This is a genomic window from Holophagales bacterium, assembly GCA_016699405.1.
Taxonomy (GTDB): domain Bacteria; phylum Acidobacteriota; class Thermoanaerobaculia; order Multivoradales; family JAGPDF01; genus JAAYLR01.
The window spans coordinates 4916089-4929062 of the sequence record CP064972.1 but is presented as its reverse complement, the minus strand read 5'-3'; the positions used below and the strand labels follow the sequence as shown (position 1 = coordinate 4929062).

Annotated in this window: 5 protein-coding genes; all 5 read right to left on the bottom strand. The window is 70.0% G+C overall.

Going from position 1 to position 12974, the window contains the following annotated elements:
- Positions 1 to 22: 22 nt before the first annotated feature.
- The 5 genes from IPJ17_20420 to IPJ17_20400 all read right to left on the bottom strand — a co-directional run bounded on the left by IPJ17_20420 (position 23) and on the right by IPJ17_20400 (position 12908).
- Positions 23 to 5389 (bottom strand): ExeM/NucH family extracellular endonuclease, encoded by a 5367-nt coding sequence (locus tag IPJ17_20420; protein ID QQR73803.1) that lies wholly within the window; start codon positions 5387 to 5389, stop codon positions 23 to 25.
- A gap of 167 nt (positions 5390 to 5556) precedes the next feature.
- Positions 5557 to 10161: an IPTL-CTERM sorting domain-containing protein gene (locus IPJ17_20415; protein QQR73802.1), complete on the bottom strand. Its 4605-nt coding sequence runs from the start codon at positions 10159 to 10161 to the stop codon at positions 5557 to 5559.
- A 160-nt stretch (positions 10162 to 10321) separates the two neighbouring features.
- Positions 10322 to 11827, bottom strand: coding sequence for an SLC13 family permease (locus tag IPJ17_20410; protein QQR73801.1), 1506 nt, complete (start codon positions 11825 to 11827; stop codon positions 10322 to 10324).
- A gap of 41 nt (positions 11828 to 11868) precedes the next feature.
- A complete protein-coding gene (locus tag IPJ17_20405; protein ID QQR73800.1) occupies positions 11869 to 12378 on the bottom strand; it encodes a hypothetical protein in 510 nt (169 codons plus the stop codon).
- Positions 12375 to 12908: a zinc ribbon domain-containing protein gene (locus IPJ17_20400; GenBank protein QQR73799.1), complete on the bottom strand. Its 534-nt coding sequence runs from the start codon at positions 12906 to 12908 to the stop codon at positions 12375 to 12377. The genes IPJ17_20405 and IPJ17_20400 overlap by 4 nt, the downstream gene beginning before the upstream one ends.
- Between the last annotated feature and the right edge of the window lie 66 nt (positions 12909 to 12974).

Below are 12974 nucleotides of genomic sequence, written 5' to 3'. Positions count from 1 at the left end.
GTTGTCGGGTGGTACGACCGTCTCAGGCGGGCCGGCGGCGGAGTCTCCAGGCACCGAGCGCCGCGAGCAGCAGGGCGAGCAGCCCGAGCCCACGCAGGTCGAGGGTTGGAATCTCGAGGATGCCGGGGACCGCGAAGATGGTCACATCTGCGGATCCGGGGAGCCCTGGATCGTCCGTGGTGGCCGTTGCTTCGTTGCTGCCGTTGCCGTCGCCGTCGTAGGCGATGGCAGCCTGGTTGGCAACCGTCTGCCCGATCGCCGTCGGGAGAATCGTGGCGGTGATTGTGATGGTCACCGTTCCCCCGGCCGCCAGGCCGCCGTTCCAGGTCACCGTGTTGGTGCCCAGATCCGCCACCGCCGTTCCGCTCGTTGCACTGGCGGCGACGAGCGCCAGCGTCGCAGGGAGCGCGTCGGTCAGCTCGTTGCCCGGATTGTCGGTCTGGGTACCCGGTCCGGCGTTGGTCAGGTCGACAGTGTAGGTGACCGTGCCGCCGACCGCGTAGGTGCCGGTCACGGTCTTGGTGCCCGCGATGGAGATTGTCGGCGGCGGCAGCAGAGTGTCGCTGTCGGTGGCGCTGTTGTTGCCGGGGGTCGGATCGGTCACGCCGGCCGGCGCGGCGACGGTGGCGGTGTTGGACAGCGTGCCGGTGGCCGCGGCCGAGATGGTGCAGCTCGCGGTGTAGGTAACGCTGCCACCGCTCGGGAGATTTACGGTGTCGTTGATGTTGCCCGAGCCGGAGGCGGTGCAGGTGCCGCCGCCCGCGCCGACGCAGGTCCAGGTGCAGGTGAGCGAGGCCGGGAAGGTGTCGGCCACCGTCGCGCCCGAGGCGTTGCTCGGGCCGGTGTTGCTCGCGGTGATCGTGTAGGTGACGCTGCCGCCGGCGGTTGCGGTCGTCACGCCGTCGGTCTTGGTGATCGACAGATCCGCCGACGCGGCGAGCGTGTCGCTGTCGGTGGCGCTGTTGTTGCCGGGCGTCGGATCGGTGACGCCGGCCGGCGCGGCGACGGTGGCGGTGTTGGACAGCGTGCCGGTGGCCGCGGCCGAGATGGTGCAGCTCGCGGTGTAGGTGACGCTGCCACCGCTCGGGAGATTTACGGTGTCGTTGATGTTGCCCGAGCCGGAAGCGGTGCAGGTGCCGCCGCCCGCGCCGACGCAGGTCCAGGTGCAGGTGAGCGAGGCCGGGAAGGTGTCGGCCACCGTCGCGCCGGAGGCGTTGCTCGGGCCGGCGTTGCTCGCGGTGATCGTGTAGGTGACGCTGCCGCCGGCGGTTGCGGTCGTCACGCCGTCGGTCTTGGTGATCGCGAGGTCGGCCGACGCGGCGAGCGTGTCGCTGTCGGTGGCGCTGTTGTTGCCGGGGGTCGGGTCGGTGACGCCGGCCGGTGCGGCGACGGTGGCGGTGTTCGACAGCGTGCCGGTGGCCGCGGCCGAGATCGTGCAGCTCGCGGTGTAGGTGACGCTGCCACCGCTCGGGAGATTCACCGTGTTGTTGATGTTGCCCGAGCCGGAGGCGGTGCAGGTGCCGCCGCCCGCGCCGACGCAGGTCCAGGTGCAGGTCAGCGAGGCCGGGAAGGTGTCGGCCACCGTCGCGCCCGAGGCATTGCTCGGACCGGCGTTGCTCGCCGTGATCGTGTAGGTCGTCGACCCACCCGCCGTCGCGCTGGTCACGCCGTCGGTCTTGGTGATCGCGAGGTTGGCCTGTGGCGTCAACGTGTCGGTGTCAGTGGCGCTGTTGTTGGCCGCGTTCGGGTCGGAGGTCGAGCCACCGGAGACGGTCGCGGTGTTCGAGAGCGTGCCGGTGGCGCCGGCGGAGATCGAGCAGCTCGCCGTGAAGGTGACGCTGCCGCCCGCGGGCAGGCCGACGGTGTTGTTGAGGTTGCCCGAGCCGGCGGCGGAACAGGTGCCGCCGCCCGCGCCGACGCAGGTCCAGGTGCAGGTCAACGTCGCCGGGAAGGTGTCGGCGACCGTGGCGCCCGCGTCGGCATCGGGGCCGGCGTTCGAGGCGGTGATCGTGTAGGTCACCGAGCCGCCCGGCGTCGCCGTCGCGACCCCGTCCGTCTTGGTAATCGAGAGATCCGCGATCGGGAACAGGCCGACGACCACCGGGTCGTGGTCCGAAGCGCGATACGGCGAGGCCGGCTGGAAGACGACACGCGGTGGCACCAGGGCCGAGCCGTCGGGCTTCTCCTCGAAAGTCGACTCGCCGGGGGAGTCGCGGATCTCGTCGTTGTAGTCGAAGAGGTCGACCTCGTCGGCGTTGATGTGCCAGGCGTCGGCGCCGGTCACCTGCGACAGGAGCGACGCGTTCGCCAGGGCGTAGTCGAGATGCCCCAACTGGCCGTCGAAGAGATAGGAGTAGGCGTTGGCACCGTGGAAGACGGTCTCGAGGTCGCTGAATCCGCCGCTCGCCAAGGCGGTGATCGGATCTTCCTTGGCGTAGGCGTTGAAATCGCCGAGCAGGAGAACGTCGGGATCGCCCGCGGCAGGAACCACCGTCGAGCTGATCCAGGTGAGAAGGCGATTGGCCTGCGCCACCCGCGTCGCGTTCGAGAAGCCCTGTCCGTCGCCGATGTCGGCATCGCCCGGCAGGCCGGCGCTCGAGCCCTTGGACTTGAAGTGATTGATGATCACCGTGAAGCGCTTGCCGAACGCCGGGTTCGTGGCGTCGACGACGTCGAAGGTCTGGGCGGTCGGCGGCCGATTGTGGATCGGGTCGAGATCGACGAGTGGCGAGCCGACCGGCGAGACGATGCCGGTGCGGTAGATCTGCTGCACGCGGATGGCGTCGGTGCCGAGCGTCCCGCCGGTGTTGACGAAGGCGTACGGGTGGGCGCCGCCGCAGCGGGCGTTGACCGCCCCGAGCAGGTCGGTGATCGAGGCGCTCGCCGTGGTGTTCTCGAGCTCGGCGAAGCCGAAGACGTCGGCATTGAGCGTGCAGATGACGATCGACGCCCGTTCGCGTTGGCGATTGAGCTCGGCGACGCTGTCGGCGCCGCGGCAGTCGACCGTTCCGCTCGGGCCGCAGGGGCCGGTGCTGTTGCTGGCGGTGGTGTCGATGGTGGTGAAGTAGTTGAGCAGGTTCATCCCCACCGCGCGAATCGCGCCGCCCACCGCCGGGGGTGTCGCCGGGCGCGGATTGGCGACGGTGAAGGTGGCCGGGTTGGCGCTGGTGGGGCGAATGCGCCACGCGTCGGTCCCGGTCTGGCCGGCGAACGACCAGTGCAGGACGCCGGTCAACCCGTTGACCAGGTCGCCGCCGCGGAAGAAGTCGGTTCCCTGGGTGCCGACCGAGAAGCCGCCGTTGGCACGCGGGTAGTAGACGAACTGCAGGCCGTCGGCCGGGCCGGCCGGGCTCGAGGTGGTCAGGTACCACTCCTGCGCGTTGTTGTCGTCGTCGAGGATGACGCGGTGGCGCAGAAGGGTGTCGGCCCAGGCCGTGTTGCCCGCCACGCTCGGAAGGTTGGCTTCCGTGAACTGGCGTGGACGCCCACCTTCGTAGAGGATGATCTGGCCGTAGCGCCCCAGCTCGAAGTACTCCGAGACTGTCAGCGTATCGACGAAGGTCACCTTCATCCCCTCGCGGGCCTCGTAGTAGTCGTCGACGACGCCGGCGATCGGCAGATCGATCGGCGACGGTGTCACCTCGGCGAGATGGTTCCCGGCATCGGCGACGACGACCGAGCCGGCCGTGCTGGCAGTGATCTCGGTCAGGTTGCTGAACTCGGAGACGACGCCGGTGGCCCTCACCCGCTGCCCTTCGGCGACAGGGGTCGGGCAGGTGTTGCAGAAGATGAAGACCCCCTCCGAGGTCGCCGGATCGGCGTCGGCGTCGGCATCCTCCTCCTGCAGGAAGAAGCCGGAGAGCTTCCCGGTGCCCTGGAAGTTGGCAACGACGACGCCCTGGACGGTCACGGTGCTGCCCGGAATCGGCGTCGCGGCGCCGTTGCCCTGCACGTCGTGGATGAGCGTGATGTCGTCGTTGACGATCGTCCCCTGGCCCTGGCCGTCGGTGACGATCGCGTTGGTGGCGTTGGTGACGTTGACGAAGAAGCTCTCGTCGGTCTCCGGCGTCGTGTCGCCGTTGACCAGCACGTCGAAGGTGTAGGTCGAGCTGCCGGCGGGGATCGTCTGGCTGGTGAGCGTCTTCTGCGTGTAGTCGCCCGGCTGGACGGCGGTGTTGTCGGCCGTGGCGATGTCGAACGTCGTGCCACCTGTCGGAGCGGGCGCCGAGAGGCTCACCGTGAAGGTGAACGTCGTCGTGCCGGCGTTCCCCTCGTTGAGTGAGACGTCATTGATCGTGAGGTTGGGCGCGACGTCGTCGTTGACGATCGTCCCCTGGCCCTGGCCGTCGGTGACGGTGGCTCCGGTGACGTTGGTGACGTTGACGAAGAAGGTCTCGTTGGTCTCCGGCGTGGTATCGCCGTTGACCAGGACGGTGAAGCTGTAGGTCGAGCTGCCGGCGGGAATCGTCTGGCTGGTAAGTGTCTTCTGCGTGTAGTCGACCGGCTGGGTCGCCGTGCCGTTGGCGGTTGCGATGTCGAAGGTCACGCCGCCAGCGCCCGCCGGTGCCGAAAGGCTCACCGTGAAGGTGAAGCTGGTGGTGCCGGCATTGCCTTCGTTGAGCGAGACGTCGTTGATCGTCAGATTGGGCACCACGACCGCTTGCGGCGTCAGCGAGAAGTCGTCGACCGCCAGACCGTCGTCGGCGCCGCTGGCGTCGGTGTCGTTCCAGCGGATCCAGAACGTCGCGCCGTTGGGGATGGTGAGCGAGGAGATGGTCGAGGAGAGCGCCGTGCGATCCGCGGCCGCGTTGCCGTTCTTGGCACCGGTGGTCGCGGTGTCCGGAGTGACGAAGTTGAGCGCTGCGACATTGGTCCAAGTCCCCGTCACCAGGTCCGTGGCGTTCAAGCTGTATTCGAAGTTGACTTGGTCGGTGCGCGCCGCGGTCCCCAGACGCCATTCCTCGCCGTTGTAGGCGATCGCGAGGCTGGTGATCGTCGCGCCGGTGTTGTTGGTGAAGCAGGCGCCGAAGAGCGGGATCAGGGTGCCGCTGCGCAGTTGGCCGAGCGCGCGCTCGGTGCTCGCCGCCGCGCCGTAGCTGTAGGTGTCGCCGGTGGTGCTGGCCCCGGTGTCGACGGCGTACTGCTCGTTGTCGCGCGCACCGCCGCCGGACTCGGTCATGAACCAGCCGGTGATCGTCAGGTTGTTCGTCGTGCTGCCCGCCGTGTTGGAGAGGGTGTCGAAGTTCTGGGTGGCGGCGGAGCCCAACGTCGTCAGGCTGACGCACTGCCCGGCGGCCGGTGCGGCGGCGACCGCGGCGAAGAGCGCAGCGATGGCGAGGCGAGTCGCGACGGCACACGGGGCCAGGGTGCGGAATCGGCAGAGCTTCATCGGGTGGGTCCTCTCGCGGGCTGATCGGGAAGTGCGCATGATACCGCCCCCGGGGGCGGTTGTGGGCGGGCGGAAGCCGAGTGGAGACGCCCCGAAATGCGTGCGGCCCGGGTTCCCCCGGGCCGCATCACTCAACGAGACCTCTCCCGTCTCAACTCATCGGCGGCTCACGCGGGCCGGCGCCGCAGAGCCACGGCGCCAGCCAGAGCCAGCAGCAGAGCCAGCAGGGCGAGCCCGGCCGCGTCGAGGGTCGGGATCTCGATCACCGACTGGGCCGTCGCGACGGTGAAGGACGTCGGGTCGCCGCCCGCCGCCGTCCCCGGGTCGTCGCTGACGCCGGTCGCTTCGTTCGAGGCCCCGTCCCCGTCGCCGTCCCAGGCGATCGTCGCCTGGTTGGAGATGCTGGTGCCGGTGCTGGCGAGGATCCGCGCGGTGATGGTCACCGTCACCGTGCCGCCCGCCGGGATCGTTCCGTTCCAGGTCACGAGGTTGCTGGCGGTCACGGCCACCGCGGTCCCTGCATCGGCGGAGGCCGAGACGAGGTCGAGCGAGGCCGGCAGGGTGTCGCTGAGCTCGTCGCCGGGCAGGTCGAGGAGCGCGCCCGGTCCGGCGTTGGTGACGACGAGGGTGTAGGTGATGAAGCCGCCGGCGGTGAAGTCACCGGCGACGCTCTTCGTGGCGGCAAGGCTCGCCGGCGCCCGCACGCCGGTGGCCTCGTCGTCCGTGGCCACGACCGGGCGACCGCTGTCGTCGACGGCAAGCGACGCGGTGGCGTTGATCGTGGCGCCGGCGGCCCACGAGGTGGCGACTTGGGTCGTCGCCTGGAAGGTCGTCAGCCCGACGCTGAGGCTGGCTGCCGAGCAGGAGATCGTGCCGCCTGCTCCGACCGCCGGCGTGGTGCAGCTCCACCCTCCGGGGGCGACCAGCGAGGTGAATCCGAGCCCGGCCGGGAGCGGGAAGGTGAGGGTCGGCGTGGTGGCCGAGGGCAGGGCGTTGGTGACGTCGATCGTGTAGGTCAGGCTCTGACCGATGGTCACCGGATCGGTGGTGTCGGCGAGGACGAGCGCGAGCTCGGGGGCGCCGACGCCGACGGTCGTTACCGAGGTGTCGCTTTCGCTGCCGACATGGGGATCCGGCGTCGCCGAGGTGACGGTGGCGACGTTGGTCAGCAGCGACCCGGAGACGGCGCCGGCGCTCACCTGCACGGTGAGCGTGAAGACGGCGCTGCCGGCCGGGAAGCTGCCGATCGAGCAGCTCACCGTCCCGGCGGCACCGACCGCGGGGGTCGTGCAACTCCAACCCCCGGGTACGCCGAGCGAGACGAACGTGGTGTTGGCAGGCAGCGGGTCGGTCATCGCGACCGTCGCCGCGCTGCTCGGTCCCTCGTTGCTCACCGTGATCGTGTAGACCAGGTTCTGGCCAGCATTGACCGGGTCGGGAGCGTCGGTCTTGGTCAGCGAGAGGTCGGCGAAGCCGGCGACGGTCGTCGTCGCCGTGGCGCTGTTGTTGGCCGCCTGCGGGTCCGCGGTGGCCGACGTGGCCGCCGCCGTATTCGAGAGGACGGTGCCGGCAGCGACGCCTGGATCGACCGCCGCGACGAGCGTGAAGACGTCGGAAGCCAGGCCGAAGGAGGCGCGCGTGCAGGTCACCGTGCCACCGCTGCCGACGGCCGGCGTGGTGCAGCTCCAGCCCGCCGCCGACGCCAGGGAGACGAAGGTGGTGCCGGCGGGGAGCGTGTCGCTCCAGGCAGCGCTCGTGGCCGTGTCCGGGCCGAGGTTCTGCACCGTCACGGTGTAGGTGAGATTGGCTCCGGCGGTGACCGGGTCCGGAGAATCGGTCTTGGTCACCCCGAGGTCGGCGGACGCAAATCCGGCGACCTGGAAGTAGGCGACGACCGGGTCGTGATCCGAGAGGCGGGTCGCGCTCGCCGCGTTGTTGCGGTCGGTCTCCGGGAAGTCGGCGTCGAGGCGCGGATGCTCTTCGCGGTAGGCGACGACGCTCGACGCCACCTGGCCGTTGATCAGGATGTGGTCGATCGTCTGCGCGTTGCCGTCGAAGCTGTAGGAGTAGCGCTCCGCGGCGGGCGGAGTCGAGAAGAGGTTGATGAGATCGGGGTTGACCAGGTCGACGCCGTCGCCCGGCACCGCCGTCTGGTTGTCGGGCACCGGCGTGCCGGCGATCACGTCCATCGTGTCGGCGAGGCCGTCGTTGACTTCGAAGGCGTTGAAGTCGCCGATGACGACGATGCGCTCGGTCGGCGTGGCGACCTGGCGGGCCTGGATCAGCCCGGCGAGGTCGACCGCCTGCGCCAGCCGCTTGGCGCGCACGCGGGCGCCGACCGTCGACCAGCCGTTCGTGCCGGCGGACTCGTCGTTGACGCCGTTGAGCGAGCGCAAGTGATTGACCAGGACCGTGACGGCGAAGCTCGCGCCGTTGGCGTGGTCGACCGTCCCGGTCAGGCGCAGGGTCGGCCGGTCGTTCAGCAGCTCAGTCGAGCTGTCGGGATTGACGAACAGGGTGCTCGCGAGCTCCTGTACGACGGCGCCCACGGTCACGTGACGATTGAGGCTGCTCGCGGGAGCGTTCTTGACCAGGAAGCCGACGTCGATGCCGCCGACGTCGTTGCCCTCGACGAGGTAGGCGACGTACTGCGGGTCCGGCTGCGACGCGGCGAGAGCGTCGACGCTGATGCGATTCGCCAACGCCTGCAGCGTCGTCAGGTTCTCGACCTCGATGACGCCGAGGATGTCCGGCATGCGCAGATAGTTGCGGATCGCCAGCGAGGCCTTGGTCAACCGATTGTTGAACGCCGTCGCGGTCAGCACCGGGTCGCCGACCCCCGGGTCGTCAACGGTGTCGAAGAAGCGCTCGAGGTTGAACGAGGCGACGGTGAATTCGAGGCTGATCGGGTTGGTCACCGCCGTGGCCGTCGGACCGCCGGTGACGACCGGATTCGCGCTCGGGTCGGGCAGGATGGTGTAGGTGCGGAAGGTGTAGTCGAGCGGCCCGACGAGGCCGGTGATCACCGCGCCGGTGCCGACGTTGAGCGCCGTCGTGCCGGTGAGCGCGTCGCTGTCGACGCGGATCCGTTCGGGGTTGGAGTCGAAGCGCGGGATCGGCGGGATGCTGCCGCCGGCCGGCGCCGGATCGGGAGCCTGGATTCCTGCCTCGCGGAACGGACGGGCGACGCCGGTGACGACACCGTAGAAGACGCCGTTGCTCGTCGAAGTCGCATTGGCTTCGTTGACCGTGCCCTGAGTCGGTGCGACGACGGTAAGCGAGGCGACGGAGGTGCGCATCCCCTCGAGCCGCTCGAGCTGGTCGTGCACGCCGGTCGGGTCGGGGAAGGTCGAGGTCAGCGGGATCGCGGCCGGCAACGGGTTGCCGGTGCTGAGCTGGGAGACGGTGGGCGAGCTCAGCTCCGTCAGCGGCGGCTGGAGCGCGTCGGCGGACGGGACGAACTCCACGACCGTGGCGCTCACCTGGACCAGGGCACCGACGACCGCGGCTGCCGGGGGTGCGCTCGAGGTGAAGACGAAGACGCCTTCGGAGGTCGCCGGGTCGGCATCGACGCTGGCGTCGGGCTCCTGAAGGAAGAAGCCGTTGCTCTTCACGCCGGTGACGATGCCGCGCGTGGTCACCGAGGCGCCGACGATCGGCGAGCTCGCGCCCGGGCCCTGGATATTGTGGATCGGCGTCAGCGTCACGTCGTCGTTGTTGATCGTGCCGGTGCCCTGGCCGTCGGTGACGGTGGCGCCCGTCACGTTGGTCACGTTGACGAAGAAGGTCTCGTTCGGTTCCGGCGTCAGGTCGCCGTTGACGGTGACGTTGAAGCTGTAGGTGGAGTTGCCGGCCGCGATGGTCTGGCCGGTCAGGGAGCTCGTGACGTAATCGTTGTTGGCAGTCGTCGCCGTGTTGTCGGCGGTGCCGATGTCGAAAGCGACGCCGCCGGCGCCGGCCGGGGAGGAGAGGCTCACCGTGAAGGTGAACGTCGTGGTGCCGGCGTTGCCTTCGGCGAGGGTGACGTCGTTGATCGAGAGGTTGGGTGTGCCCGGGCCGCCACCTGGGTTCGGGGTCAGCGAGAAGTCGTCGACGGCGAGCCCGTCGTCCGCACCGGAGGCATTGGTGTCCGTCCAGCGGATCCAGAAGGTCGCGCCGTTGGCGATGGAAAGAGCCGGGATCGTCGACGAGAGAGCCGTGCGGTTCGCAGCCAGGTTGCCGTCTTTGGCACCGGCGGTCGCGGTGACGGGGGTGACGAAGTTGAGCGCCGCCACGCCGGTCCACGTGCCGGTCACCAAGTCGGTGGCGGTGGTGCTGTATTCGAAGTTGATCTGATCGGTGCGGGCAGCCGTGCCCAGCCGCCATTCTTCGCCGGTGTAGTCGATCTGCAGGCTGGTGATCGTGCTGCCCGAGTTGTTGGTGAAGCATGCGCCGACGATCGGGATGAGCGTGCCACTCTGCAAGCCGCCAAGGGCGCGGTCGGTCGCCGCGGCAGCGCCGTAGCTGTAAGTGTCGCCGGTGTTGCTGGCGCCGGTGTCGACGCCGTACTGCTCGTTGTCGCGGGCTCCGCCGCCGCTCTCGGTCAGGAACCAGCCGGTGATCGTGAGGTTATTGGTCGTGCTGCCGGCGGTGTTGGAGAGGGTGTCGAAGTTCTGGGACGATGCCGAGCCGAGGGTGGTGAGGCTGACGCACTGAGCGTGCAGCGGTGCGGACACGGCGGCGAGCAAGAGGACGAGGCGGAATGTCCGAGTGGCGAAGTGGCGAAGCGTCATCGAAGGGCCCCTCTCGAAGGGATGTCAAGCGGACGAGGGCGCGGCTCGGTGTCGGCGGGCCGGCGGCGGTTCGGTCCAGCAATTCTACGCCTGCGGTGCGGTCGGCCGGGTCACGGCCGCGTGTCGGAGAGCTCCCCACTCTTTCGGGTGGGGAGGTGCGTCAGAAGCCGAGCACGGCGGGGACAGCGAAGTAGCACCACACCGCCGCGAGCAGCGCGGCGACGAGGTCGAGCAGGACGCCGGTGCGGGCCATCACCGGGATCCGCACGTAGCCGCTGCCGAAGACGATGGCGTTGGGCGGCGTGCCGGCGGGCAAGGCGAAGTCGCAGGAGGCGGCGATCGTCGAGGCGAAGAGGACGCTCGGCAGGATCGCCGGCGCCGCGGCGTCACGCAGCACGACGAGCATCACGGCGACCGTTGCCGTGTTCGAGGCCACGGCCGAAAGCGCCACGGTCATCAGGCTGGCGAGCAGCACTTGCGAGAACGGCGGCATCGTCGAGACGATGCGCAACTGTCCGCCGAGCCAGCCGGAGAGGCCGCTCTGCTGCACGCCGGCGGCGAGCGCGAAGCCGCCGCCGAGCAGGAGCAGGCTCTCCCACGGGACGGTAGCGAGGGCGCGCCGCGAGAGCACCGGCTCACTCCGGTGGCGAAGGAGCACCAGGGCCAACGCGGCGAGCATGGCGATCCCGCCTTCGAGGTGCGCCGAGCCGATCTTGGCGCCGCCGAAGAGGGCCGAGAGGCGTGGTGCGAAGATCTCGGTCAACTGTTTGCTGGCGATCCATCCGGCGGCGGCGAGGGCGAAGACGACGAGCACGAGCCTCTCGGGGCGCGCCATCGGCCCGAGCTCGGCGAGCTCGCGGGCGATGACCTCGCGCGCGCCGACCTGCCCGAGCTCGTCGCGGCGGCCGATGCGCCAGAGCATCCACCACGCGATCGGCAGCAGCATCACGACGAACGGCAATCCGATGGCGAGGAACTGGAGAAAGCCGACCTCGGTGCCCATGCGCCCCAGGAAACCGGCGAGCTGGAGATTCGGTGCGGTGCCGATCTTCGTGCCGATGCCGCCGATGTTCGAGCCGTAGGCGACGGCGAGCATCAACGCCATGCCGAAGGAGGCGAGTCGCCGTCCGCCGACCTGGCTCTCGAGCTGGACGACGAGGGCGAGGGCGATCGGCAGCATCATCGCCGCCGTCGCCGTGTTGCTGATCCAGAGCGAGACGAACGCCGTCGCGCAGAGCGTGCCGGCGAGCAGATGGCGCGGGTCGGTGCCGATCGCCCGCATCACCGTCAGGGCGATTCGTCGATGGAGATCCCAGCGCTGCATCGCCGCGGCGATCCCCATGCCGCCGGCGAAGAGGAAGAGGTACGGATCGAGATAGGCCATCGCCGTGCCACGCAGATTGACCGCCAGGCTGGGGCCGAGGATCGAGAGCGCGGGGAAAGCGAGCAGCGGCACACAGGCCGTCCAGTGGATCGGCAACGCCTCGGTGAGCCACCAGAAGGCCATCGTCGCCGCGACCCCCGCCGCCAGCGCCGGCCGCAGCCCCGTCGCCGCCCGCAGCTCGGCATCGCCGAGCGCCAGCGCCAATCCGGCGGCCAGGCCCGCCAGCAGACCGAGGGCGAGCGGCCACGGCCGGATGGGGTTGCGCCAGCTCTCCGAGGACATGCCGGGAGTCTAGGCGATCCACGCCCGCCGCGAGCCGCCGGTCAGGGCCTTTCGGGAGGTGGCGGAACGGCGAGCAGGCGCAGTGCGTGCTCGAGCTCCCGGGGGCGCTGCGAGCCGACGAGGACGGTCGCGTCGCGGCCGTCGCGAAGGTAGGCGATCTGCACGCCCTCGTTGCCGCGCATGTTGAGGGCGCGGCGGGTGCCGAAGCCGCGGATGCCCCAGCCGCCGAATTCGCCGAGCGGGCGGTAGCGGCGGGCGAGCGCCGAGCGGAGGTTCTCTTTCGGGAAGTCGAAGCGGATCCAGCCGAAGAGGCCGAAGCTCACGTGGAGGCCTCGCGCGTCGACGCGGGTCTGCATCGTGCCGAGCAGGAGCAGGACGCCGAGGTCGATGCCGACGACGGCGAGGGCGATGGCGAACGTGACGGTCGCCGGGGCGACGAAGAGAGTCGGCAGGAGTGCCGGCAGGGGTGCCCCGAGCATCAGGCCGAGCGCCCATGCCGCCAGCCACTGGCGTTCGTCGAACAGCAGCGGTCCCGCGCCGATCTCGCTCACAGGAAGTGAAGGGTGTCGTCGATCCGCGGCTTGCCGCCGCGCTTGCCGCCCGCGGCGCGCTTCGTCTTGAACATCTCGGCGAAGGCCGCCGCGTCGTCGCCTTCGTCGCCGCCGAGCTCGTCGTCGAACGAATCCGGGTCGGCGCCGTTCTCGAGCTGGTGCAGCATCTCCTCGAGCTTCGGTCCCGGCTCGAGGCCCGAGACTTCGCCGAAGCGCCGCATGAAGCGGGCGAGCTGGCGCGGGTCGGGGCTCTCGTCGCCCTCCATGCCGCCCAGCCCTTCCATCTCGCCGGCGAGCTGCTCCATCGCCTGCTCCATCCGCGACTCGTCGAGGCCGGGGATCGGCGACTCACCCTCGGTCTCCTCGCTGCCCGAGCCGAGACGCGACACCGTGGCAAAGCGCGACGGGCGCCGCCCGAGCTCGGGTCGCCCGCACTGCGGACAGGCCGGGCGCGCCGCGATGTCGATGCGGGCCGAGAAAAAGCTGAAGACGGTGTGGCAGTCGGGGCAGTAGAACTCGTAGATCGGCATGGCAGTTCGGCGGATCCTCGCTCGACGAGTCTAATTCAGGCGAGGCGCCGGGCGAGGAGCGGAGAG